This is a genomic window from Acrocarpospora corrugata, assembly GCF_009687845.1.
Lineage (GTDB): Bacteria > Actinomycetota > Actinomycetes > Streptosporangiales > Streptosporangiaceae > Acrocarpospora > Acrocarpospora corrugata.
Genome location: NZ_BLAD01000072.1, coordinates 56,770 through 81,226 on the forward strand (window position 1 = coordinate 56,770; position 24,457 = coordinate 81,226).

Genomic DNA, 24,457 nt, shown 5'->3' on the forward strand with positions numbered 1-24,457 from the left:
GTCGGAGAGTCCGGCCGAGTGGAATGTTTCCGCTGGTTCGGATGATCACGCTGGTTCGGACATTCCCGCCGGTTGGAGCGTCCACGCTCGATCAGACGTTCACGCTGGTTCGGACGTTCCTGCTCTTGTGGGGGTAGCGGCTTCGGATGACTCGGGGTTGGCGACTGTCACTCCGATCCGGAAGTCGTCCCGGGGTCGTCGGGCCTGGCTGGCCTCGCTCGGCGCGGCCGCCGCGGTGGCCGGAGTCTTCGGTGCCACCACGCTGGCCACCAACTTGTTCTCCGCGCCCAGCGGAACCCTGGCCGAGCCGACGACGAGCGTGTCCACCCCCGACCGCACGCCGCAGCGAGCCCTGACCTACACCGTCCGGGCGAGCGGCCACAACTACACATCCCGGGAACTGTCCGGCTCCCTGGTCGGCTACTTCGGCCCCGAGCCCGGCACCGGCAGCAACAACGACGAACAACTCGACGCCTGCGTCCAGGCCAAGTCCAACGAACTCGACCGCGCCCCCATCGCGGTGGACCGGGCCCTGTACAACGGCAACGAAGCCACCGTGATGGCCTTCTGGGAAGAGCAATCCCTCAACAAGGTCCGCGTCGTCGTCGTCAACGACACCTGCCAGGAACTCCGCCAAGACGGCCTCGCCACCTGGAACTAACACCCACATCCCGCCGGCAGGTCCGTACCGACGAGAAACTGGACCACCCGGCTGTGGTTGCCGTTACCCGACCCAGGTCGGGTAACGGCATGGCTGCTTAGGTGTTCATCTCGTAGCGGTACCAACGGCGCGGATCGCCGTCCTCGTGCAGCCAAAGCGTCCCATCTCTGCCGATCTTCCCCCCGGCCCAGCCGGTCGGGTGTCGGTCGCCCGGCAGCAGCAGGTTCTCCCGGTCCGTCTCGGTGATGGCTTCCCCCTGCCGGCGGGCCCTGTGGATCTCCCAGCGGAACCCGCCACCCGCTCGGTGCTGTCTGAGGAAGGCAAGCTCAGCACCGGAGACGGCCAGGCCGCGGCCCCGTGTGACGGGGTTCGGTGTGACGCTCCGGACGCCATCACCGTCAATCTCGATCAACGGAAAGTCGGTGCAGGAGCAGGCGTGGATACTCCGACCTTCTTAGCCCCGCCAGCACCGGGTCGAAGGCCCCGAGGGCAATCTCCGCGCCATAGGTCGTACCCCGGCTTGGCCGCGCCTGTGTCTGGACTGAGGAACGCAGGTCGCGGAGCGGCCGGAGTGACGAGGGAAGACACAGGCTCCCGGGCGGCCAAGCCCGCCGATCCGGAGGATCGGCCATAACCACAGCGCGGCATAAACACAGCCTAGGATCTGTTGACGCCCTTGGTCATAGCAGAGAGAGGCGAGAAGCGTTGAGCGACGTCCGTAACGTGATCATCATCGGGTCGGGGCCCGCCGGCTACACGGCGGCCGTCTACTCGGCCCGCGCCGACCTCCGGCCGCTCGTTTTCGAGGGCTCGGTCACCGCCGGCGGCGCGCTGATGAACACCACCGATGTGGAGAACTTCCCCGGCTTCCCCGACGGCATCATGGGGCCCGACCTCATGGACAACCTGCGCAAGCAGGCCGAGCGCTTCGGCGCCGAACTGGTCGCCGACGACGTGGTCGAGGTGGATCTGACCGTCACCCCCAAAGTGGTGAAGACCCACACCGACACGTACTACGCCAAGTCCGTCATCCTGGCGACCGGCTCCGGCTACCGCGAGCTGGGCCTGGAGAACGAGAAGCGGCTTTCCGGGCACGGCGTCTCGTGGTGTGCCACCTGTGACGGGTTCTTCTTCCGCGACCAGGACATCGTGGTCGTCGGCGGCGGCGACACCGCCATGGAGGAGGCCACCTTCCTGACCCGCTTCGCCCGCACGGTCACCGTGGTGCACCGCCGCGGCGAACTCCGCGCCAGCAAGATCATGCAGGACCGCGCGTTCGCGAACGAGAAGATCCGCTTCGTCTGGGACAGCGCCGTCGTCGACGTCCTGGGGGAGAAGAAGGTCAGCGGTGTCCGGCTGCGCAACCTCAAGACCGGCGAGGAGACCGAGCTGGAGGCGACCGGCCTGTTCATCGCGATCGGCCACGACCCCCGGGTGGAGCTGATCAAGGGCCAGGTCGAGCTCGACGAAGAGGGCTACGTCCAGGTCGCCTCGCCCACCACCAAGACCAACCTGGACGGCGTCTTCGCCTGCGGCGACGTGGTGGACCACAGCTACCGCCAGGCGATCACCGCCGCCGGCACGGGCTGCGCCGCCTCACTCGACTCCGAGCGCTGGCTTACCGAGCTCGAAGACTGATCACCGATCCACCTAGAAGGGGAGACAACAGTGGGCGTCATCAAGAGCGTCACCGACGCGGACTTCAGCACCGAGGTTCTCAAGAGCGACAAGCCTGTCATCGTGGACTTCTGGGCCGAGTGGTGCGGACCGTGCCGCCAGGTCGCTCCCATCCTCGAAGAGATCGCGACCGAGCACGCGGACAAGCTGACCGTGGTCAAACTCAACATCGACGAGAACCCGGCCACCCCGCGCGACTACGGCGTACTCCAGATTCCCACCCTGAACGTGTACAAGGGCGGCGAAGTCGTGAAGCAGATCATCGGCGCCAAGCCGAAGGCGATGCTGCTGCGCGAGCTTGAGGGCATCATCTAGATCCCCCGCCCACACGCCTCACCCGAGAAAGCCTCCTCACCCCGAGGAGGCTTTCTCGCTTGTACGGGAATACCTCCACATTGGCCATAGACGGCGCTGAGAAGCCTCAGACGGGACGCAGGGCCCGCTCCGGACTCATAGACCCCAGCAGCCTTTCTAGCGCCACCTCGACGTCCTCGCGCCACGACACCGCCGTCTTGAGCTCCAACCGAAGCCGCGGGAACCGCAAATGGGGACGAACCGTCTTAAATCCCACTGAGAGTAGGTAGTCGGCCGGGGCCATGCACCCAGGCTGCTCCCACTTCAGATCCCCAAACGCCTCAATCGCCCGTACGCCCCTGCGAGTGAGATCCTTCGCGACACCCTGCACGAGCATCCGTCCCAGGCCGCCGCCCGAGAACTCCGGAATGATGTGCGCGGTCATCAACAACACCGCATCCGAACTCACTGGCGATGTCGGAAAAGCGACGGATCTCGGCACGTACAAAGGCGGCGCGTAGAGCACGAACCCCGCCGCGACCCCGTCAACGTAGGCGACCTTCCCGCAGCTCCCCCACTCCAGCAGCGTGGCCGAAATCCAGGCCTCCTTCTCCAGGCCAGGATCCCCCGCCTGAACGGCCCGCTCCCCACTGACCGGATCAAGCTCCCAGAACACACAACGCCGACACCGCCGAGGCAGATCGTCAAGGTTGTCCAAGGTGATACTGGCCAGCCGACGCGACACGTGAAACCCCTATCCCACCAGGAGCCATGACCAGGAGAACCCGCGAACCGCGGCTCCCGTCTGGCATCGTACTGTGCCTGCGGCCACGCCTCGCTTATGGCCGAGCTTCCGGCTCGGCGGGCTTTACCGCTCTTTGGCCCGTGTCTTCCCTCGCCCCGCCCCGAGACCGAGGTCACAGAGCCCCGGGGGGCCGGGTAGGACGATCTCGAAGAAGCCCTGCGCTCTGTACGTGGCGAGCTTCCTGGCCTTGCCGGTCCTGACGTTCACCGCGTAGGCGGTCATGGTCCGGTACGGCAGGTCGATTACCGCAGGCTCGTCGTCTGGCACCTCGGACGCCGGCCTGCACCGCACGGACATGGTGAGAGCCGTAACCTCCTCGGCGCTGAGCCAGGTGCGCAGCGAGATCTGGGAGACATCAGAGGGCAGCCCGCTGATGACGGTCGTCTTCCGCTTCTTGCCGGTGAGCGTGTCCATCATGGCGAGGTTGCCCCGACGGCATGGCTGCTCGGCGGTGCTGCGGTTCTCGATCACCGCGACGGTCTTCCCATCGGGGGCGAGCGGACTGAAGAAGTAGTGCACTGGCAGGATGACCGACGTGGAGTCGCCCTTCGAAGAGCTCGGCCACAGGTTCGAGATCGTCCGCAGCTGTGACCTGGGCGAGTATTCCGCAAGCGTGATGATGGCACCGTCCTGTGACAGGCCGATGGGAACCCAACGGTTCGGCAACTCGCGGACAACCCCGTCACGCATATCGATGAGCAGCGCGGGGTCCTTGAAATCCGGGACCTTGCTGAAGGCCACGAACCGCCCGTCGTCCGACAGCATCAGACGCGAGATGCTTCCCAACTGGGCCTTCGGCACCTTGCTCGCAGCCGTCGTCTTCTGGCCCGAGGCCAGGTCACGGACCTGGAAGGTGCCCTTTTCGGCGCTGTAGTAGGCGATCTTCTGGCCGTCCCGGCTGATCGCCAGCGGGCTGTCGCGCAGGCCGGTGCGGCCGGGGGCGAGGCTGGGCAGCGCCTCCGGCACGTGGTAGGTCTTGCCGCTCCGGGTGACCACCCGCCAGCCTCCGTCCCGGCAGCCCGACGGCGCCTTCCCGCTGTCCGGCTCGCAGAAGGTCTTGTACGCGTGGCTCAGCGGCCCCACCCCCCGCGCCGGCAGGTCGCTTTGGGAAGCGGCATCCTGTGGCCTGTCCGGCAACAGCCGAATGGTGACCGTTGTCCCAAGAGCGATGACCACGACCGTCCCGATCGAGCAGTTCAGCAGTTCGGCTGTCTCACGTTCGGTCCTGTCCTCGTAGTAGCGCAGTACGATCACCGCCCGCTGCCGGGGCGGCAGCCGCATGAGAGCCTGGCGCATGACGAGCCGCACGATGGTGGAGTCCTCGCCCGAGTACGGCCGGTCGGGCGGGTCGGCGGTCGGGAGCTCGCTACTGACCCGGCGCCGCCGCCACGAGATGTACTGATTCAGCAGCGCCTTACGCGCGTACGCCTCGGGGTGCTCGACGTGCGACAACCTGGACCAGCGTGCGAGCACCTTGAGCAGGACGCTCTGCAGCAGGTCCTCGGCCTGGTGGGCGTCTCCCGTGAGCAGGTAGGCGGTGCGCATCAGCGCCTGCTGATGGCCGGCGACGAACCCGCGGAAGCTGTCATTGCGGTCCAAGGGGACTCCTCTCAACCGTTACCGACGCCGGTGACATGTCAAAAGGTTCGGTGCCGCCCGGCTAGAACTTCGGGTTGCGTTCGAGCACGCCACCCGCCGGCGCGGGTCCATGCGAAGCGCGTCCGCCGGATCCGCGCCAAGCCGGGCCTCACATGCGGTCGCAGCCGGAGCATCGTCAAGGGGGAGCGCCGGGGCAAGCCAAACCCCGCGTATGACTAGCTGGCAGTAATTGGCTGGGGGTCGAGGAGGCTTGTGGGCTTGGGTCGAGGCTTTGGCGGGCGAGTTGGCTGGTTCTCGGTTTGGGGGTGAGGGGTTTCGTCGTGGGATTGTTTGGCGCTTCCTGGGCGTGGTGAATGGGCTTCCGACGAGTTCGCGGGAATGCAGGTCTGATGAGTTCCCGGGATTCGGAGAACGAACTGGGGGCTCGGGTCGCGGGGGACTCGGTTGCGACGGACGGGCGGTTGCCGGGGCCGAGCGCGAGCGTCGCAAAGGGCGGGTGGGTGGGAGAACCACTGCCAACAGCACCCCGGAGCGAGCGCTCCGCGGGGTCGTGCGGCAGGTTGGGCGCGTGGGAGATCCCCGGCAAGTAAGTACTCAAGGGGTGAGACCCGGTGTGTGAGGTGCGCTGTGCTGCTTTAGTCTGGATTTCCGGCTACGAATTGGAGGTGGACCGTGACGTACGAGACGGATCACGGTCGGACGCCTGCGGCACATGGGTCGCGTATTGACGCTTATGTCGATCGGTACGCCGCACGAGCTACCGGGATGGTCGCCTCCGAGATCCGAGCTCTTTTCGCCGTCGCGTCGAGGCCCGAGGTGGTCTCGCTCGCCGGCGGCATGCCGTACGTCACCGCGCTGCCGCTGGACGTGGTGGGGGAGCTGGTCGCCGACCTGATCGCCAAGCGCGGGCCGGAGGCCCTGCAGTACGGCTCGGGCCAGGGGGATCCCGCGTTGCGGGAGCAGATCTGCGAGGTCATGCGCGAAGAGGGCATCGACGCGGGCGCCAACGACGTCGTGGTGACCGTGGGCTCCCAGCAGGCCCTCGACCTGATCACCCGGATCTTCGTCGACCCGGGCGACATCGTGCTCGCCGAAGGCCCGTCCTACGTGGGCGCCCTCGGCACGTTCGCCGCCTACCAGGCCAAGGTCGTGCACATCGCGATGGACGACCAGGGCCTGATCCCGGAATCCCTCGCCCAGACGATCTACGCCCTCAAGTCCGCGGGCAATCGGATCAAGTTCCTCTACACGATCCCCACCTTCCAGAACCCGGCCGGCGTCACCCTCAACGAGGTCCGCCGCCGCCAGGTCCTGGAAATCTGCCAGCGCGCCGGCATCCTCATCGTCGAAGACAACCCGTACGGGCTGCTCGGCTTCGACGGCGAACCGCTGCGCGCGCTCCGCGCGGACGACCCCGAAGGCGTCGTCTACCTGGGCTCGTTCTCCAAAACCCTCGCCCCGGGCTTCCGCGTCGGCTGGGCCCTCGCGCCCCACGCCGTCCGGGACAAGCTCGTCCTCGCGATGGAATCGGCCGTGCTCTCGCACTCGACCTTCACCCAGCTGGCGGTCGGGCAGTTCCTGGCCACCCAGCCCTGGCGCGAGCAGATCAAAACCTTCCGCGAGCTCTACCGGGAGCGTCGCGACGCGCTCCTCAGCTCGCTCGAAGTGCTCATGCCGCCAGGCTGCACCTGGACCCGCCCCGCCGGCGGGTTCTTCGTCTGGATGACCCTGCCGGAAGGCCTCGACTCCAAGGCGATGCTCCCCCAGGCCGTGGACAAACGCGTCGCGTACGTCCCCGGCACCGGCTTCTTCGCCGACGGCAGCGGCGAACGCCAGATGCGACTGTCCTACTGCTACCCGAAACCGGACCGCATCCGCGAAGGCGTGCGCCGTCTGGCCGGAGTCATCGAAGAAGAACTGCGCACCCGCGAGATGTTCGGCACCGGTCGCGCGCCCGGCCACGCCGGGGTCGACACACCGGGTCCGGACCTCGCCTGAGATCGGGTACGGCTAGCCTGTTCGGGCTAGCCGTACAGCGATCCGGAAAGGCCTGGGAATGAGCGATCTCGGACACGTCCTGGTGTTGGCAGGCGGCCTGTCGTACGAGCGGGAGGTCTCCATCCGTTCCGGCCGCCGGGTCACCGAGGTGCTCCGCGCGGCGGGGGTGGACGTGGAGACCCGCGACACCGACTCGTCCCTGGTGCCGTCCGTGCTCGCCGATCCCCCGGACGCCGTGTTCGTGACCTTGCACGGCGGCGCGGGGGAGGACGGCGCCATCCGCTCAGTCCTGGAACTCCTCGGCGTGCCGTACGTGGGGGCGACCCCGGACTCGTGCCGGGTGGCCTTCGACAAGCCGACCGCCAAGGCCGTCGTGCGCTCGTGGGGGTTGAACACCCCTGATTCGGTGGCGCTCCCGAAGGAGACCTTCCACGACCTGGGCGCGTCGGCGGTACTCGCCAGAATCACCGCCTCGCTCGGACTCCCGCTGTTCGTGAAGCCGTCCAGGGGCGGCTCCGCGCTGGGCGCGTCCATCGTCCGCTCCGCCGAAGAGCTCCCGGCCGCGATGGTCGGCTGTTTCGCGTACGGCGATACCGCGCTGATCGAGAAGTACATCGAGGGTGTCGAGGTGGCGGTGTCGGTCGTCGACCTGGGGGAGGGACCGGTCGCACTGCCGCCCGTCGAGATCGTGGCGGACGGCGGCGTGTACGACTACGCCGCCCGCTACACCGCCGGCCACACCGAGTTCTTCGCCCCCGCCCGGCTCTCCCCCGAGGCCACCCAGGCGTGCGCCGCGATGGCCGTGGCCGCGCATTCCGCGCTCGGGCTGCGCGACGTGTCACGGACCGATCTGATCGTGGACGCCTCCGGGCGGCCGTACTTCCTGGAAGTGAACGTCGCCCCCGGAATGACGGAGACCTCGCTGCTGCCGATGGCGGCCGAGGCGGCCGGTCGGGATCTGGGCGCGCTGTGCAAGGGGCTTCTGGAGATCGCGGCGGCACGGTCCTGACCTGGGCCTGGCTAGGCTGTTCGGCGTGATTCATGGGAAGAGTTTCGGCAGTGACAACCACGCCGGGGTGCACCCGGACGTGATGGCCGCCATCGCCGCGGCGAACGTGGGCGACGCGGTGGCGTACGGCACCGACCAGTGGACGCGGGAGATGGAGACCGCCTTCCGCACCGAGTTCGGCGAGCAAGCCTCCGCGTACGCGATGTTCAATGGAACCGGGGCCAACGTGGTCGGGCTCGGGCTGATGCTGCGCTCGTTCGACGGTGTGATCTGCCCGGCCAGTGCGCACATCAACGGTCATGAGGCCGGGGCGGCGGAGCGGGTGCTGGGCACCAAACTTCTCACCGTCGAAACCGAGGACGGGAAGCTCCGTCCGGCGGATGTGCTCGGCCAACTCGACGCGCTGGGCAACGAGCACCACAGTCAGCCGAAGGTCGTCTCCATCTCGCAGGTGACCGAATGCGGAACCCTCTACACCGCCGACGAAGTCGCCGCCCTCGCGGCAGTCGCCCACACGCACGGGCTCTACCTGCACATGGATGGCGCGCGCCTCGCCAACGCCGCCGCGGAAGCCGACTGCTCCCTGCGCGCTCTCACCACGGACGCCGGCGTCGACGTCCTGAGCTTCGGCGGCACCAAGAACGGCGCCCTGGGCGCGGAAGCTCTGGTCATCCTCCGCCCCGAACTCGACGCGAGCGCCCTCTTCCTCCGCAAGCAGGGCATGCAACTCGCCTCGAAGATGCGCTTCGTCGCCGCCCAGCTAACCGCTCTCCTCACCGACAACCTCTGGCACCGCAACGCGGGCCACGCCAACGCCATGTCCCACCGCCTGGCCGACGCCATCACCCCCCACTTCCAACTCCACTACCCCGTGCAATCCAACGCCGTCTTCCCCATCCTCACCGAGAAGGAAGTCCTGGAACTCGGCCACCACCACCTCTTCTCCGTCTGGGACCGCCCCACCGGCGTCATCCGCCTGGTCACTTCCTTCGACACCACCCCCGACGACGTCGACGCCCTGGTCACCACTCTCCGCAGCCTCCGCCCCTAGCTGTTTCACGTGAAACTCGCTGTTTCACGTGAAACACCGCCGGACCTCCGGCCGGCGCAGAAGGCAACCGCCGAGCGGCAGCGCTCCACCCCCCTTGTTTCACGTGAAACACCGCGCCATCCCAACCGCCGACCACCCACCTGGGGCAAGGCACGGCGGACGATTCCTGAAGCAGCTCCACGCTCGGGGATCGGCACCTCCTACGACTCAGGCACCCACAGTCCCGTCGACGCCCTCACGCAGAAGGTCCGCGTGCCCGTTGTGGCGGGCGTACTCCAGGAGCACGTGCAACATCACCATCCGCAGCGACACATCCTCACCCCACCGCGGCTGATGCCCGACCAACTCCATCGACCCAGCCTCCCGCTCAATACGACGCGAGTTCTCCACCTCGGCTTCCCAGGCCCCAAACGCCTCACCTCTGCTCGACATGCTCGCATCGTAAGCCGCCTGAAAGTCAACCTCATCGGACCAGACCATAGGCGCCTCGTTATCCTCAAACACCCGACGGAACCAGGCCCGCTCCACCTCCGCCATATGCCGCACCAACCCCAGCAACGAAAGCGTCGACGGCGGCATCGACCGCCTCCGCAACTCCTCATCACCCAGCCCTTCGCACTTCATCGCGAGTGTCGCCCGGTGATAGTCGAGATAGCCCCGCAACATCTCACGCTCACTACCAACCCTCCCCGGCCCAACACGACTGTCACCACTCACAGCTCACACTCCTTCTCCACACCCAAACTCCGAGCCAGTATCCGCACCCACCACCTGCCACCATTCACCCCCATCCGCAACACACCCAAAACAGCCAGGAACTCCCCACCTGCCCTCCTTTCCACATCGCGCATGTGCTTGGTTTCACGTGAAACAGCCCCCTTAGATCGCAGCAGTCGATTCCGGCCGGCTGGCGGTCGATGACGGCCCAGTGCCCGCACGGAGGCACCCCTCCGTGAGGCGTCGCAGCCCGAGCGCCGACTGCGCGGCCACAGCCCCGGCTTCGCCCCTGACCTGACGGCCCTTCGCGAGCCGCCGAAGCTCACCGCACTGCGGTCCGGCTGTCCGGCACCCAGCCCTGACGCAGGAACAGCTTGTAGCCGATGACCGCGGGAATGCTGACATTGAGTCTCCCCGCGTCCTTTGTGAGAATCACTTCACTGGAATTCAAGCGGCCCGTTTCCGGGTCGATGATGAGAACCAGCCTCTTGGGCAGTCCCCTGCTCACATCCAGCGCGATCGCTCGACCGGCTCGGCCCGCCCTGTCGGTCGTATCGCCCAGGAACCCCAGATGCGGCTCGTCGGCGAGCATCCGCCACAGAACCGCAGACAACCGCGGCGGCACATATCGTTCGCTGAATAGCCCGACGACGGCTTCGACGAGCTGGTAGACCTCGGGCACATCGTCAGGGACGCGCGCCGCCGGCAGCAGAGCCCGTCGAAGAGCAGTCGCATCCAGAGGCAGGTCCTCCGGCGACCGGCTCAGCAGCGCGGCCTCTACCGACATCAGTTCATCCGAACCGGAGGTCCCACTGGCGACAGCACCCGCCGTCCACTCGCTGCCGTAACCGATGACGATCGGCCTCCCGGGACGTTCAACCCGCCGCACCATGTCCGTAGCCGAGATGGGGGTCCACAGCTCCGTGACCGTGGGAACGACGGCGGTGCTGGCCTGTCCATCGGACACGGCGACATTGAGATTCCACTCGTTGATCTGGAGGTAGACGTATCTCGTGTCGGTCGGCCTGACCCCGTCTTGTTGCCGCTCAGCCGCCTCTGCCACTTTCAGCAGAATCGAGCGCGCGGACGGCATGCTCCCTGCCATCAGTGACTCACCCTTCACCTGCTGGTAGGACAACATCGCGACAGTCGGGACGCGGGCGGCGGGCTCGCCGGCGGGAATCATCCGGGTGACCCCCACGATGGACGTCGCCGCCACGGCACCACCCGCCATGGCAAGGACACTCCTGCGGCTCAGCTGACGCTTTGGCTTGGACGCCTCCGCTGGGGCCGCAGCGAGGATACGCCGCAGCGTCGCACGTGCCTGGGGATCAGTCGCGGCGCCGGCGAACGTCTCCGGTGCCATCGGGTCGATCGGAGCCAGCAAGCGCCGCACGTCCATGAAGTCCTCAGACATGACCCTTCTCCTCCCACGTGGACCGATTCGTCAGCGCAGCTGAATGGGTGATGGCCACCCCGTGATCCTTCAAGGCGGCGACAAATCGCCGTCGAGCGCGGCGAGCACGAACGGCCGCGGCCGCGGGCGAACACTTCAGGACGATGGCGGCCTGGGAGATGGGCAGGTCCTCCCAGCCGATCAGCCGCAGAATCTCCTGATCCATGGGAGACAACCGGCTGAGGACCGCTTCCAACGCCATGGTCCCTGTGACGTGTTCGCCGTGGTCGCCGGTGACCGCGCGGCCGGACCACGAGAGGTTCATCAACCGCGCGGTGAGGCGCCCGCTTCGGCGTTGTCGGCGTTCCTCATTGGCGATGACGTTCCGCGCGACTCCGTACAGCCAGGGCAGGACGTTGTGATCCTCCTGCGGTAGGTCGGGGAATCTGCGCCAGGCGATGGAGAAGGTCTCCCCGGCGATGTCACCGGCGATGTCCTTCCCCACTCGACGTGCCGCATAGCGCAGCACGCTCTCGTAGCAGGTGTCGAACATCTGGGTGAACCTGATCACCTGCTCTGACATCCATCCCGCCCTCCGCCGGTTTCTGCTGCATCTGGTTATGTCCGGCATCGCCAAGTGGATGACAGCACGCTGGAGTTCGGCTTCCGAAAGACAGCAGCCCCGATCCAGAGCGGGATCGGGGCTGTTTCACGTGAAACCGAGTGCGAGCAGCGGTTGCGGGTGGGGCGGTGAGCCGCGCTGCCAGGGCGGGCCTGGCGTGTGTTTCACGTGAAACAACGCCAGGGTGCGTTGCCTGGCTAGTCCTCGAAGGAGCGCATCTGATTGGCGGCGTCAGGGGCCATTGCGCCGATGATGCGTTCAAGGTCGTCGATGGTGGAGAACTCGACCACGATCTTGCCCTTGCGACGCCCTAAATCGACTTTCACCCGAGTCTCGAAGTGATCCGACAGGCGGTCGGCCAGGTGGCGGAGAGCTGGTGCCGTCGGCTGTTTGGCGCGGGGCTGCCGGGGGGCGGGGCCGGACTTGGCGTCGCCCATGGAGACGATCTCCTCGACCGTCCGTACCGTCATTCCCTCGGCCACGATTCGGGCGGCCAGTCGCTCCTGGGCGGACGGGTCGTCCAGCGCGAGGAGCGCGCGTGCGTGGCCGGCCGTGATCGTGCCGGCGGCCAGGCGGACCTGGACGTTCGGGGGGAGGTTCAGGAGGCGCAGGGTGTTGGTGATGTGGGACCGGGATCGGCCCACCTTCTTGGCCAGCTGTTCGTGGGTCGCGCCGAAGTCGTCCAGGAGCTGCTGGTAGGCCGCCGCCTCCTCCAGCGAGTTGAGCTGCTCCCGCTGGAGGTTCTCGATGAGCGCTTCGCGCAGCATCTCGTCGTCCTGCGTGCTGCGGACGATCGCGGGAATCTGGTCCAGGCCAGCCAGCTGGGAGGCTCGCCAGCGCCGCTCCCCCATGACGAGCTCGAACGTGCCGGGCCCGGCCGCCCGGACGACGACCGGCTGCAGCAGGCCGACCTCGCTGATGGACGCGGCCAGCTCGTCCAGCCGGTCCTCGTCGAAGACCTCACGAGGCTGACGCGGGTTCGGCACGATGGAGCTGAGCGGAATCTCCTGGAAGTACGCTCCGGCGACCGGCTGCAACCCGCCCAGCCCATCACCGTACGCCGGGGGAGATCCCGCCAGTGAACTCTCCCCGCGATACCCGGCACCCGCCGGGCCTCCCACACTTCCCGGACCTCCGGTACCGCCAGGGCCCCCGGTATTTCCCGAGGCGACACCCGGATCGACGATCGGCCCGGTGGGAATCAGGGCACCCAGGCCCTTCCCGAGTCCCCGACGCTGCTGACTCAACGATGCTCCTAACCGACCGAACCGCAGGACTCTATGAGGCTATCGGTTCACGCGTCGGCAACCGCCGCGCCGCGATACGCCATCTCCCGAGCCGCCTCCATGTACGCCATGGCCCCGCTCGAACCCGGATCGTACGTCATCACCGACTGCCCATAGCTGGGCGCCTCGGACACGCGTACGCTCCGGGGGATGACCGCGTCGAGGACGGTGGCCCCGAAATGGGAGCGGACCTCCTCGGCCACCTGAGAGGCCAGCCGGGTACGGCCGTCGTACATGGTGAGCAGGATGGTGGACACGGTCAGGGTCTGGTTCAAGTGGGCGCGGACCAACTCGACGTTCTGCAGGAGCTGGGTGAGGCCTTCCAGCGCGTAGTACTCGCACTGGATCGGGATCAGGACCTCCTGGGCGGCGGCCATCGCGTTCACGGTCAGCAGGCCGAGCGACGGTGGGCAGTCGATCAGGATGTAGTCGAAGTTCATCTTCGACTCGAAGGCCGCGAACGCCCGCTTGAGCCGGGTCTCCCGGCCGACCATCGGGACCAACTCGATCTCCGCGCCGGCCAGGTCCAAGGTCGCCGGGGCACAGAAGAGCCCTGGCATGTCGGGGACTTCGGTCACGATTGATTCAAGGGGCAGGTCTTCGACCAGAACCTGATAGATCGACGGCACTCCGGCGCGATGCTCGGTCGCCAGGGCGGTCGACGCGTTGCCCTGCGGGTCCAAGTCGACGACCAGCACCCGCTGTCCGTGCATGGACAGCGCGGCGGCCAGGTTGACGGCACTCGTGGTCTTGCCGACGCCGCCCTTCTGGTTGGCAATCGTCATCACCCGGCATTTGGGTGGCCGCGGCCAGCCTTCCTCACGACGAGCGGAATAGCCGACCGGCGTCGCAGCCGCCGCCGTAGGTGCCGCAGTAGGTGCGGTTGTTTCACGTGAAACCACAGAACTCAGTGCCTCTCGAACCAGCGGGGAATCACCTGGGTTAAGCGGGGGCTTGGACACGACTGTCGTCCTCTCATCCGGCGGTGCATCCGGTTGTCCATCGGACGACGCTGGTGACGCCGCTGCTTCCAGTAGCGTTTCCGGTCTATCTTCCGACCGTTCATCCAGCAATGCATCCGGCAACACAACCGGCGACGCATCCGCCGGTACATCCGGCAGGACGGAGAAGAGCGGCCAGCCGACCCCCGACGGCTGTGCCATTCGCCCGTCCGCGAACTCCTCCGGCCATCCCAAGCCCGTCACCGCACCAGGCACGACCGTCACCTCTTTCGTCGGCGCCGTGCACCTCGCTTCGCGACCTCATGCCGACCTCTGAGATCACCGTCTCTCGCGCCCTCATCCCGACGTCCCACGTTGGGCTTGGGACCGGCGATAACCCGGACAAGAGTTGCGGGTGGCTCGACTTTACCGTGCCCGACCGTGACAAGCTCGGCCGTTCGAGCCCCAGAGGCGCGCAATTGGGACGCGGCCCCCTCCAGTTCCTCGGCGGCCCGCTCCCCCTTCATCGCGAGCAGCATGCCGTCCGGCCCAAGCAGCGGCATCGCCCAGGTCAGCAGGCGATCAAGAGGTGCCACCGCGCGGGCGGTCGCCACCTCGAACTCCCGTTCACCGGCGACCTCCTCGGCCCTGGCCCGCAGCACCTCAACGTTGTCCAGCCCCAGCGCGTCGACGCACTCGTTAAGGAAGACCGTGCGGCGCAGCAAGGGTTCGAGCAGGGTCACCCGGATGTCCGGCCGGACGATCGCCAGCACGATTCCGGGCAGTCCGGCCCCGGACCCGATGTCCACCAGCCGCACATCCGCCGGTACGGCTTCCGCGATCACCGCGCAGTTGAGCAGATGGCGATCCCAGATCCGGGAGACCTCCCGGGGCCCGAGCAACCCCCGAACCACCCCGGGTCCCGCCAGCAGGTCGGCGAATGCCTCGGCCCGCGCCATCGCCGCACCATGAAAAACCTCGTAGGCCACATCGGGGGCAGGGGGAAGTTGCTCGCTCATCTCTCCGGTCATCTCTCGTAGGTTATCGGCCGGGTGACGGATCCACCGGCCAGGCATGCGGGGTCGCGCTCGCGCCCTTCGGACCCAGCACCGCCGCGGCGCCTCCGGCCAGGCATGCGGGAGTGGCGCGCCACCTCCCACACGCGCGTCAGCGCCGCGGTGGCGGTACACGAGGGCGGGGCACTGGTCGGCCATCGGCGGCGAGGCGCTGCGGGTGCGGGAGGCGCTCCAGGAGCTGCACGCGACTCGCTGTGCACAAGCTCGTCGTACCCAACTCGCTGTACGCAAGCTCCTGGAACTGGACATAACAGGAAAGCCGCCGATCCCGATGCGAGATCGACGGCTTTCGATGGGGGACTCAGACGGGGAGGATGACGACGAAGCGGCGGGGCTCCTCGCCTTCCGACTCGCTGCGCAGGCCGGCGCCGGCGACCGCGTCGTGGACGACCTTGCGCTCGAAGGGCGTCATCGGCTGCAGTGCCTTCGGTTCGCCGCTGGACTTGACGTCGGCGGCGGCAGCCGTACCGATCTTGGTTAGTTCGGCTCGGCGGCGTTCGCGGTAGCCGGCGACGTCGAGCATGAGGCGGGACCGCTCGCCGGTCTGGCGGTGCACCGCGAGACGGGTCAGCTCCTGGAGCGCCTCCAGCACCTCGCCGCCGGGGCCGACCAGGTCCCCGCCCTTGAGGCCGACGACCGACACCATCGCGCGGTCGCCTTCGACGTCCATGTCGATGTCCCCGTCGAGGTCGGCGATGTCGAGCAGGCCTTCGAGGTAGTCGGCCGCGATCTCACCTTCCTGTTCGAGGGCGGCGACATCGGGAGCCGCCTTGACGGTCTCCTCAGCTTCGGTCACGTCCGAACTCCTTCTCACGTTGCTCGGTAATCACGACTTCTTGGTGCCGGTCCGCTTACTCCGCGATTGGCGGGTCGGCTGCTGACGGACGATCTTGGGCTCGGGCGGGGCCGCGGGCTCCTCTTCGGCCGTCTCCTTGGTCTTCCGGAACCGCGAGAGCAGGCTGGTCGGCGGCGTGGGCGGAATGATGTTGCCCTTCGCGTCGAACTGCGGCATCGGGTTGCGGCTGTAGAACCAGTGTTGCTGACCCAGCGTCCACACGTTGGTGGTAACCCAGTAAAGGATCAGGCCGAGCGGGAAGTTGAGCGAGAAGACGGCGAACAGCGGCGAGATGTACATCAGGATCTTCTGCTGCTGCGCCATCGGGTTGTCCGGCATCTGGGCCATCGACCGGGTGACGCTCTGCCGCACCGTCAGGAAGGTGGTCAGCGAGCTGATCGCCACGAAGACCACCAGGACGATCTTGGCGATGACCGGGTCGGCGCCGTACTTCTCGATGTCGGCCGCGCTGGTGAAGAAGGTCGCCGGCAGGGGGGCGCCGAAGATGTGCGCCGCGCGGGCGCTGTTCACCAGCTCCTGGGTCATGCCGAACCTGGGCTGGCCGTGGGCCATCGCGTTCAGCACGGTGAACATCGAGATGAAGATCGGGAACTGGGCCAGGATGGGCAGGCAACCGCCGAGCGGGTTGGCGCCGCCCTCCTGGTAGACGCGCATGACTTCTTGGTTCATGCGCTGTTTGTCGTTCTTATGCCGCTTGCGCAGTTCCTGGATCTTGGGAGCCAGCTCCTGCATCTTCTTCGACGAGCGCATCTGCTTGAGGAAGAGCGGGAAGATCAGGATCCGCATCGCCACGGTGAGCGTGATGATGGTCAGCGCCCAGTTCAGGCCGCTGGCGGGATTGATGACAGTGCTGTAGCCCGTGTGGATCCAAGTGATCACTTGAGCGATGGCCGTATACAGCCAATTCAGCCAGGACAGCTCCACCGAGCTAGCTCCCTTGCTTGTTGTGGGGTCGAGGGGGCACGGGATCGAACCCGCCGGGGTGGAAGGGATGGCATCGGCCGATACGCCTGATGGTCAACCACACCCCGCGCAACGCCCCGTGTACGGCGATCGCCTCCACACCATATGCGCTGCAGGAGGGGAAGAATCGGCAGCGTGGCCCGAACAGCGGGCTGATGAACGCCCGGTAGAACCTGATCGGGGCCACCAGCATCCGGGCAGCGAGCGACACCGGGGCGGGCGGGGACGTGTTGTCCGCGATGCCCGATTCCACCGGTGCGGGCTGCTCGGCTGTCATGACCGTCCATCTCATGGCCGCCGGAGAAGTCGCTCGAGCGCGACATCAAGATCGGCGGCCAGGTTCTCGCTACGCGCGGACGCGGCCGGAGGATTGGCGCGTACCACCAGCAGGCTACCTCTCGGGAGTAGGTGTATACGTGCCCGCATCAGGTGTCTGAGCCGCCGCTTGACCTGATTTCTGATGACGGCCCCGCCGACGGCCTTGCTGACGACGAACCCGACAAGCGGGGTGGTATCCCCGTCGCCCACCCGGAGATGAGCGACCAACGACGGACGTCCCGCTCGGCGCCCGCGACGAATCGCCTCGGCGAACTCGTCACCCCGCCGCATGCGGGAAGCGGACGGCAGCACGGCACTTCCTTATAAGTGGCCCGAATGAAAGGGCGGCCCGCCGCCAGGATCGGCGGCGGGCGTTCACAGGCTGGCGGCAGGTCAGACGGTCAGGTCGTGACGGCCCTTGCGGCGACGAGCGGCCAGGATGGCGCGACCGGCGCGGGTGCGCATGCGCAGCCGGAAGCCGTGGGTCTTCGCGCGACGACGGTTGTTCGGCTGAAAAGTACGCTTGCTCACGAGTGGGCTCCAGGCTTGAGTTACACCCGGGAAGGTCCTCGGGCGCGGTACGGTGCACGGTTTTACGGCTCACCGATCGCAGGGCATGCGAAATAGCCGTCACGGATAAGCCGACCGCAACACGTTACGGGGGATCCGCCGGATGGTCAAACCGGAGGGACGGTGATCATCAGCGCAGAGCGTGACCATACCAGCGTTGAGCGGAGTTGTCCCCAGGCTCATGACCTGGTTTTCCACCGGTGGTTCAGTCGTCCACACCCTGGGGTCTCGACAAGCACTAGGCTGTGGACAACGTCTTGAACGCGGGTGGGCGCACCGCTACTGTCAGGCGTCCAGACCTTCCTCCCCATCCTGAGGGCTGTGCACTACCTGTGTACAACTTGTGGATCTCCTGTGGATCAAGTAGCGGGGACTGGCGCCGCCGGGACGACCCGGCCGGACGCGGGTGTGGATAAACGGATCGCGGCGAGCGAGCGGGGGCCGCGTAGGGAGGAGGGCCGAGCCGTGAACGGCGTCGACCTCAACGCGGTATGGGCCCGCGCGCTAGCCACCCTCACCGAGGAGGGCATTTCCGGGCAGCAGCGCGCCTTCTTGCAGATGACCACGCTGTCCGGCCTGATCAACGACACGATTCTGCTGGCCGCCCCCAATGACTTCGCGAAGGAAGTCCTGGAAGTACGGCTTCGCCCGCTGATCGCGCACGCGCTCTCCCAGGAACTGGGCCGCCCGGTCCGGATCGCGGTCATGGTCGACACGACCAACCAGCAGCAGGGACAGCAGCAGCGCGAAAGTTATCCCCAGCCCCCTGGGCAGAACTTCCCCAGGCCGCCCGGCTATCCCCAGCCCGTGGACAGCGGTTTTCCCCAGCAGGGAGGGGCTCAACCAGGCTTCAACCAGGGATTCCGGCAGGACAACTCGCAGTCGTCCCCAGATTATCCACAGGTTGGTCCACAGGCTCAGTCCGGTTTTCCTTTCACACAGGAAGAGGCCAAGCCGGCGGCGGAGCCGTACCAGCAGAACCCCACGTTCGCCACTGAGCCGCCGAAGCCCGAGCCGGTGCAGAACCGGTGGGAGAGCCGCGGGAGCCGTACCAGCGGGGAGCCGGCCCGGCTGAACGCCAAGTACACCTTCGACACCTTTGTTATTGGGGCCAGCAACCGGTTCGCGCACGCGGCCGCGGTGGCCGTGGCCGAGGCGCCGGCGAAGGCGTACAACCCGCTCTTCATTTATGGGGACTCGGGGCTGGGGAAGACGCACCTGCTGCACGCGATCGGCCACTACGCGCAGAGCCTGTACGACGGCGCCCGGGTCAGGTACGTGAGCTCCGAGGAGTTCACCAACGACTTCATCAACTCCATCCGCGACCACAAGGCCGACGGCTTCCGGGCCCGCTACCGCGCGGTGGACATCCTGCTGGTGGACGACATCCAGTTCCTGGAGGGCAAGGAGCAGACGCAGGAGGAGTTCTTCCACACCTTCAATACCCTGCACAACTCCTCCAAGCAGATCGTGATCTCCAGCGACCGCGCGCCGAAGCAGCTGGTCACGCTGGAGGACCGGCTCCGCAACCGGTTCGAGTGGGGGCTGATCACCGACGTGCAGCCGCCCGAGCTGGAGACCAGGATCGCGATCCTGCGGAAGAAGGCCATCCAGGAGGGCCTGGCCGCGCCGCCGGACGTGCTGGAGTACATCGCCAGCCGAATCGCCACCAACATCCGGGAGCTGGAGGGCGCGCTGATCCGGGTGACCGCGTTCGCCAGCCTGAACCGGCAGTCGGTGGACATCCAGCTGACCGAGATCGTGCTGAAGGATCTGATCAGCGAGGACGCGACCACCGAGATCACCATCGCGCTGATCATGTCGACGACGGCCGAGTACTTCGGCGTCTCGCTGGAGGATCTGTGCGGCGGCTCGCGCTCGCGGGCGCTGGTGACCGCCCGGCAGATCGCCATGTACCTGGCCCGGGAGCTGACCGACCTGTCGCTGCCGAAGATCGGCCAGCAGTTCGGCGGCCGGGATCACACCACCGTCATGCACGCGGAGCGGAAGATCCGGTCCCTGATGGCCGAGCGCCGCTCGATGTACAACCAGGTGAACGAGCTCACCACCCGCATCAAGCAACGTGGCCGCCAAGCTTGATTCACAGGCTGTGGATATCCCTGTGGATCACTGCCACTACACCTCACAGGCGTGTTAGCCGCACTCCGAAGATCTTTTAGCGAGCCGTTTTCCCCACACCCTGTGGATAACTCTGGGGACAGCCTGGGGATAACTTGTGGACACCCTGTGCATAGTCTGTGGACGCTATGTGCACAGTGGAAAATTCACTCCCCGACATGGGCGTGTCTTCCGTGGACAACTTGGGGATAACCTGTGGGTAACCAGTGGATGACGGACCGTTTTCCTGGGGATGGTCTGTGCACAACCGAAGTTCCTCCACAGACCACGCTTCGTCATCCACCGTTTACCCACAGGCACGGTGGATGACGGCAGCTATGCTGAGCTGCGAAAACAGGGGTTCATCCACATATCCACAGCCCCTATGAAGGTGACTACGTTCTCTCTCAATAGGGAAATCAAGAGCAACAGAAGGGCTCCGCAGAGCGCCAAGGTGCGGGAGAGTTGACACCTGCGAGCGAGCGACGAGGATGGGCGTTCGCTGCTACACACACCTGGTGGACTACTCCCCACTCCCGCGAGGGATGAACCACGTTCGCCGGGCAGAGACAGCAACAAGCCAGAAAGATTCACAGGAGGCTGATCCACGTGATGTTCCGGGTCGACCGAGACGTGCTCGCCGAGGCGGTCGCGTGGACGGCACGTAGCCTGCCCGCTCGCCCCTCCGTGCCGGTGCTGGCGGGCATGCGGCTGGAGGTGACCGAGGACCACCAGTTGAAGCTCTCCGGCTTCGACTACGAGGTGTCCGCCGAGGTCACCCTCGACCTGCAGACCGGTGAGCCCGGCGTGGTCCTGGTCTCCGGCAAGCTGCTCGCCGAGATCACCCGCGCGCTGCCGGCCCAGCCCGTCGACCTGGTCGTCGAGGGCGCCAAGGCGGTCGTCACGTGTGGCAGCGCCCGCTTCACCCTGTTGACCATGCCGGTGGAGGACTACCCGTCGCTCCCGGCCATGCCGCCCGCCGCCGGCCGGGTCGGCAGCGACGTGTTCGCGGCCGCCGTCGCCCAGGTGGCCACCGCGGCCGGCAAGGACGACACGCTGCCGATGCTCACCGGCGTCCGGATGGAGATCGAGGGCGACACGGTCACGCTGGCCGCGACCGACCGCTACCGGCTGGCCGTCCGCGAACTGAAGTGGCAGCCCGACCAGCCGGACTTCCAGGCGATCGCGATGATCCCGGGGCGCACCCTGGCCGACACCGCCAAGTCGCTGATCACCGGCGCCGAGGTGGAGATCGCGCTCAGCTCGGTGGGCGGCACCGGCGAGGGCATGATCGGTTTCTCCAGCTCCGGCCGGCGCACCACCACCCGCCTGCTCGACCCCGAGTTCCCCAAGTACCGCTCGCTGCTGCCGACCGAGTTCTCCGCGTACGCCGACATATCCACAAGCGCGTTCGTCGAGGCGGTCAAGCGCGTCGCCCTGGTCGCCGAGCGCAACACCCCGGTGCGGCTGGCCTTCCGCGGCACCGAGGTCGTCCTGGAAGCGGGCAGCGGCGACGAGGCGCAGGCGGTGGAGGTCCTGCCGGTGGAGTTCCAGGGCGACGACATCAACATCGCCTTCAACCACCAGTTCCTGCTGGAGGGCCTCGGCGCGATCGACTCCGACCTGGCCCGGCTGAACTTCACCACCTCCACCAAGCCGGCCATCCTCACCGGTGGAAAACCTGTGGATGAAACCGCGATCGCGGATTATCGCTACCTGATCATGCCCATCCGTCTATCCAGCTGACGTCAGGACTTTTCCGGCATGCCCGTATGATCTTCCCCCGCGCCGGGTAGGCGAACCACGATGGATTCTGAGGGGGTGGCCTGCATGCAGATCGGCCTGATCGGGCTCGGCAAAATGGGCGGGAACATGGCTGAGCGGCTCCGCCGCGGCGGTCATGAGGTGGTCGGATACGACCGGGATCCGAAGATCAGCGACGTCGGGAGCCTGAAGGATCTGGTCGAGCGGCTGGAGCAGCCCAGGGCGGTGTGGGTGATGGTTCCGGCCGGTGATCCCACCCGGGCGACGATCAACCACCTGAGCGAGCTGATGTCGCCCGGCGACATCATCATCGACGGCGGTAATTCACACTATGTGGACGACCAGAAGCACGGCGCCGAGCTGGCCACCAGGAACATCGGCTTCGTGGACGTCGGAGTCAGCGGCGGCGTGTGGGGGCTGGAGAACGGCTACGCGCTGATGGCGGGCGGCACAGCCGAGGACATCCAGCGGCTGAAGCCGATCTTCGACACCCTCAAGCCGGTGGGCCAGGACGGTTTCGTCCACGCGGGCGCGATCGGCGCGGGCCACTTCGCGAAGATGGTCCACAACGGCATCGAGTACGGCATGATGCAGGCCTTCGCCGAGGGCTGGGAGCTGCTGGAGGCCACCGACATCGTCACCGACGTGCCGGGCGCGTTCGCCAGCTGGCGGCACGGCACGGTGATCCGCTCCTGGCTGCTCGACCTGCTGGTCCGGGCGCTCAAGGAGGACCCGGAGCTGGGCGAGCTGAAGGGTTATGCACAGGACTCGGGCGAGGGCCGGTGGACGGTGCAGGCGGCTGTGGATCACGCGGTGCCGCTGCCGGTGATCACCGCCGCGCTGTTCGCCAGGTTCGCCTCCCGGCAGGACGATTCGCCGGCCATGAAGATGGTCGCGGCGCTGCGGAACCAGTTCGGCGGCCACGCGGTGAACTCGGTGGAGGGCAGGACCGGCCTGGGCGCCGACTCCCCCGGCGCGGACGTCGTTCCGCCGGTGGAGGCCGAAGACTGAGAGCGCCGCGAGATGTCGGTGGGTACCGCTAGCGTTGCGGCATGCACGTCGCCCATCTCTCGCTCACCGACTTCCGGTCCTATCCCGGGGTGGAGCTCGCGCTCGACCCCGGAGTGACCGCGTTCGTCGGCCCGAACGGGCAGGGCAAGACCAATCTGGTCGAAGCCCTCGGCTACGTCGCCACCCACGCCAGCCATCGGGTGGCCACCGACGCCCCGTTGGTGCGGCACGGCGCCCCCCGCGCGGTGATCCGCTCGATGATCGTCAAAGACGACCGCCGCGCGTTGATCGAACTGGAGCTCAACCCGGGAAAGGCCAACCGGGCCCGGGTCAACCGCTCCCCGGTCTCCCGGGCCAGGGACGCACTGGGCCTGTTGAGAACCGTCCTGTTCGCCCCGGAAGACCTCGCCCTGGTGAAGGGCGACCCGGCGGAGCGCCGCCGGTTCATGGACGATCTGCTGGTCGCCCGCCATCCCCGTTTCGCCGGCGTCCGGGCCGACTACGACCGGGTGCTCAAACAGCGCAACGCCCTGCTTCGCACGGGAGTCCTGGCGCGGCCTGGGAAGCGCCGTAGCGCCCGCAGGGCCGAGGATGAAGCCGGATTCGCCGAAGCGGGCGCCGGGGACGTCCAGAGCACGCTGGCGGTCTGGGACAGCCATCTCGTCCGCCACGGCGCCGAACTGCTGTCGGCCCGGCTCGACCTTGTGGACGAACTACGCCCGCTGGTGGCGAAGGCGTATGCGACGCTCGCCCCCTCCTCCGACGCCGTCCAGCTCGAATACTCGTCCACAGCCCTGGGGACAACCCGCGAGGACCTCGCCGATCAGCTGCTGGCCGCCCTCGCCGAAGCCCGCAAGTCCGAGCTCGAACGCGGCATCACCCTGGTCGGCCCGCACCGCGACGACCTCCAGCTCAGCCTCGGCGAGCTGCCGGCCCGCGGCTACGCCAGCCACGGCGAATCCTGGTCGTTCGCGCTGGCTCTCCGCCTGGCCGCCTACGACCTGCTCCGCGCCGACGGCGGCGACCCGGTGCTGATCCTGGACGACGTGTTCGCCGAACTCGACACCCAGCGCCGCCGCCGGCTGGCCGAGATGGTCGCCCCGGCGGAGCAGGTCCTGATCACCGCAGCCGTCCCCGCCGACGTGCCGGGCGAGCTCATCGGCGTGCGATTCGACGTGACAGAAGGGAGCGTGACCCGTGTCTGATTCCCCCGGCGCGGGCGGCCAGTCCCCCCAGAACTCGGCGGCCAAAGGCGCCGCCCTGGCCCGCGAGAAGCTCGCCCAGGCCAAAGCCGACGCGGTCCGCCGCGGCCAGCTGCCGCGCAGCGAACCCCGCCGCCGCAAGAACGGCGGGGCCAGGGACGCCGCCGATCCCCAGCTGTTCGGCGGGGCGATCCGCGATCTGCTGGCCGATCGCGGCTGGGAGCAGTCGGTCGCCGTCGGCGGGGTGTTCGGCCGCTGGCGGGAGATCGTCGGCCCAGAGCTGGCCTCGCACACCAAACCGGAGAGTTTCGAGGACGGTGAGGTGCTGGTCGCGGCCGACTCCACCGCCTGGGCCACCCAGGTGCGTTTGCTGGCCGCGTCCCTGGTCAGAAGGCTGAACGAGGAGCTCGGCGATGGCACGGTCCTGAGGGTCAAGGTGCACGGGCCGAACACGGGACCCCGTCCCGGCGGTGGCCTGCGCGTTCACGGCAGCAAGGGACCTGGGGACACCTATGGATAAGGG

The 24,457-nt window shown here is 67.3% G+C and carries 25 protein-coding genes; 11 read left to right on the plus strand and 14 right to left on the minus strand.

The annotated features are described in order from the left end of the window. Positions 1 to 157: 157 nt before the first annotated feature. Positions 158 to 661, plus strand: a complete 504-nt coding sequence (locus Acor_RS28865; RefSeq protein ID WP_155339909.1) for a hypothetical protein — start codon at positions 158 to 160, stop codon at positions 659 to 661. A gap of 97 nt (positions 662 to 758) precedes the next feature. Here the strand turns inward: Acor_RS28865 and Acor_RS28870 are convergent, their stop codons facing one another. Beyond that, positions 759 to 1,073, minus strand: a complete 315-nt coding sequence (locus Acor_RS28870; protein ID WP_155339910.1) for a hypothetical protein — start codon at positions 1,071 to 1,073, stop codon at positions 759 to 761. 293 nt (positions 1,074 to 1,366) lie between these two features. On the opposite strand from Acor_RS28870, the gene trxB reads away from it, so the two are divergent. Further along, positions 1,367 to 2,299: a thioredoxin-disulfide reductase gene (gene trxB, locus Acor_RS28875; protein WP_155339911.1), complete on the plus strand. Its 933-nt coding sequence runs from the start codon at positions 1,367 to 1,369 to the stop codon at positions 2,297 to 2,299. 30 nt (positions 2,300 to 2,329) lie between these two features. Continuing rightward, positions 2,330 to 2,653: a thioredoxin gene (gene trxA, locus Acor_RS28880; RefSeq protein WP_155339912.1), complete on the plus strand. Its 324-nt coding sequence runs from the start codon at positions 2,330 to 2,332 to the stop codon at positions 2,651 to 2,653. A gap of 106 nt (positions 2,654 to 2,759) precedes the next feature. Here trxA and Acor_RS28885 read toward each other — a convergent pair whose 3' ends face one another. Both Acor_RS28885 and Acor_RS28890 read right to left on the minus strand, forming a co-directional pair. Further along, positions 2,760 to 3,308 (minus strand): GNAT family N-acetyltransferase, encoded by a 549-nt coding sequence (locus Acor_RS28885; protein ID WP_246239229.1) that lies wholly within the window; start codon positions 3,306 to 3,308, stop codon positions 2,760 to 2,762. Between the two features lie 192 nt (positions 3,309 to 3,500). Beyond that, positions 3,501 to 5,036, minus strand: coding sequence for a SigE family RNA polymerase sigma factor (locus Acor_RS28890; protein ID WP_155339914.1), 1,536 nt, complete (start codon positions 5,034 to 5,036; stop codon positions 3,501 to 3,503). 765 nt (positions 5,037 to 5,801) lie between these two features. Between Acor_RS28890 and Acor_RS28895 the strand changes: the two genes are divergently transcribed. Genes Acor_RS28895 through Acor_RS28905 form a run of 3 tightly spaced genes read left to right on the plus strand, consistent with a single transcriptional unit; the run spans position 5,802 to position 9,094 of the window. Continuing rightward, on the plus strand, positions 5,802 to 7,034 hold the full coding sequence (locus Acor_RS28895; protein ID WP_155339915.1) for an aminotransferase-like domain-containing protein: 1,233 nt from the start codon (positions 5,802 to 5,804) through the stop codon (positions 7,032 to 7,034). Between the two features lie 58 nt (positions 7,035 to 7,092). Next, positions 7,093 to 8,043 (plus strand): D-alanine--D-alanine ligase family protein, encoded by a 951-nt coding sequence (locus Acor_RS28900; protein ID WP_155339916.1) that lies wholly within the window; start codon positions 7,093 to 7,095, stop codon positions 8,041 to 8,043. Between the two features lie 25 nt (positions 8,044 to 8,068). Further along, complete coding sequence (locus Acor_RS28905; RefSeq protein WP_246239234.1) at positions 8,069 to 9,094, plus strand: threonine aldolase family protein; 1,026 nt, start codon at positions 8,069 to 8,071, stop codon at positions 9,092 to 9,094. A gap of 207 nt (positions 9,095 to 9,301) precedes the next feature. Here Acor_RS28905 and Acor_RS28910 read toward each other — a convergent pair whose 3' ends face one another. The 11 genes from Acor_RS28910 to rpmH form a co-directional block, all read right to left on the minus strand. Continuing rightward, a complete protein-coding gene (locus Acor_RS28910) occupies positions 9,302 to 9,811 on the minus strand; it encodes a DinB family protein (protein WP_155339917.1) in 510 nt (169 codons plus the stop codon). Between the two features lie 322 nt (positions 9,812 to 10,133). Beyond that, the gene (locus Acor_RS28915; protein WP_155339918.1) at positions 10,134 to 11,228 is read right to left on the minus strand and encodes a CU044_5270 family protein; all 1,095 of its coding nucleotides are present in this window, start codon (positions 11,226 to 11,228) and stop codon (positions 10,134 to 10,136) included. Further along, positions 11,221 to 11,790: an RNA polymerase sigma factor gene (locus Acor_RS28920; protein ID WP_170317123.1), complete on the minus strand. Its 570-nt coding sequence runs from the start codon at positions 11,788 to 11,790 to the stop codon at positions 11,221 to 11,223. The genes Acor_RS28915 and Acor_RS28920 overlap by 8 nt, the downstream gene beginning before the upstream one ends. 236 nt (positions 11,791 to 12,026) lie before the next feature. Continuing rightward, positions 12,027 to 13,076, minus strand: coding sequence for a ParB/RepB/Spo0J family partition protein (locus Acor_RS28925; protein ID WP_155339920.1), 1,050 nt, complete (start codon positions 13,074 to 13,076; stop codon positions 12,027 to 12,029). A 47-nt stretch (positions 13,077 to 13,123) separates the two neighbouring features. Continuing rightward, a complete protein-coding gene (locus tag Acor_RS28930) occupies positions 13,124 to 13,900 on the minus strand; it encodes a ParA family protein (RefSeq protein ID WP_155339921.1) in 777 nt (258 codons plus the stop codon). A 437-nt stretch (positions 13,901 to 14,337) separates the two neighbouring features. Next, entirely contained in the window at positions 14,338 to 15,075 is a 738-nt protein-coding gene (rsmG, locus tag Acor_RS28935; protein ID WP_155339938.1) for a 16S rRNA (guanine(527)-N(7))-methyltransferase RsmG, read from the minus strand. Positions 15,076 to 15,433: 358 nt separating this feature from the next. Beyond that, the gene (locus Acor_RS28940; protein ID WP_155339922.1) at positions 15,434 to 15,928 is read right to left on the minus strand and encodes a Jag family protein; all 495 of its coding nucleotides are present in this window, start codon (positions 15,926 to 15,928) and stop codon (positions 15,434 to 15,436) included. Between the two features lie 30 nt (positions 15,929 to 15,958). Then, entirely contained in the window at positions 15,959 to 16,912 is a 954-nt protein-coding gene (gene yidC, locus Acor_RS28945) for a membrane protein insertase YidC (RefSeq protein ID WP_155339923.1), read from the minus strand. A 4-nt stretch (positions 16,913 to 16,916) separates the two neighbouring features. Beyond that, positions 16,917 to 17,144, minus strand: coding sequence for a membrane protein insertion efficiency factor YidD (yidD, locus tag Acor_RS28950; protein ID WP_246239250.1), 228 nt, complete (start codon positions 17,142 to 17,144; stop codon positions 16,917 to 16,919). A 95-nt stretch (positions 17,145 to 17,239) separates the two neighbouring features. Then, a complete protein-coding gene (gene rnpA, locus Acor_RS28955) occupies positions 17,240 to 17,581 on the minus strand; it encodes a ribonuclease P protein component (protein WP_155339925.1) in 342 nt (113 codons plus the stop codon). A gap of 81 nt (positions 17,582 to 17,662) precedes the next feature. After that, complete coding sequence (gene rpmH / locus Acor_RS28960; protein ID WP_155339926.1) at positions 17,663 to 17,800, minus strand: 50S ribosomal protein L34; 138 nt, start codon at positions 17,798 to 17,800, stop codon at positions 17,663 to 17,665. 504 nt (positions 17,801 to 18,304) lie between these two features. Here rpmH and dnaA point away from each other — a divergent pair. The 5 genes from dnaA to Acor_RS28985 all read left to right on the plus strand — a co-directional run bounded on the left by dnaA (position 18,305) and on the right by Acor_RS28985 (position 24,454). Beyond that, positions 18,305 to 19,939 carry a chromosomal replication initiator protein DnaA gene (gene dnaA, locus Acor_RS28965; RefSeq protein ID WP_155339927.1) on the plus strand — a complete coding sequence of 545 codons (1,635 nt, stop codon included), beginning with the start codon at positions 18,305 to 18,307 and terminating at the stop codon, positions 19,937 to 19,939. Between the two features lie 627 nt (positions 19,940 to 20,566). Continuing rightward, positions 20,567 to 21,703, plus strand: a complete 1,137-nt coding sequence (gene dnaN / locus Acor_RS28970; RefSeq protein ID WP_155339928.1) for a DNA polymerase III subunit beta — start codon at positions 20,567 to 20,569, stop codon at positions 21,701 to 21,703. 60 nt (positions 21,704 to 21,763) lie between these two features. Further along, positions 21,764 to 22,732 (plus strand): phosphogluconate dehydrogenase (NAD(+)-dependent, decarboxylating), encoded by a 969-nt coding sequence (gnd, locus tag Acor_RS28975; RefSeq protein WP_155339929.1) that lies wholly within the window; start codon positions 21,764 to 21,766, stop codon positions 22,730 to 22,732. Between the two features lie 41 nt (positions 22,733 to 22,773). Then, positions 22,774 to 23,937 carry a DNA replication/repair protein RecF gene (gene recF, locus Acor_RS28980; RefSeq protein ID WP_155339930.1) on the plus strand — a complete coding sequence of 388 codons (1,164 nt, stop codon included), beginning with the start codon at positions 22,774 to 22,776 and terminating at the stop codon, positions 23,935 to 23,937. Next, on the plus strand, positions 23,930 to 24,454 hold the full coding sequence (locus Acor_RS28985; RefSeq protein WP_308805695.1) for a DciA family protein: 525 nt from the start codon (positions 23,930 to 23,932) through the stop codon (positions 24,452 to 24,454). Before recF ends, Acor_RS28985 begins: the two co-directional genes overlap by 8 nt. The last annotated feature ends 3 nt before the right edge of the window (positions 24,455 to 24,457 follow it).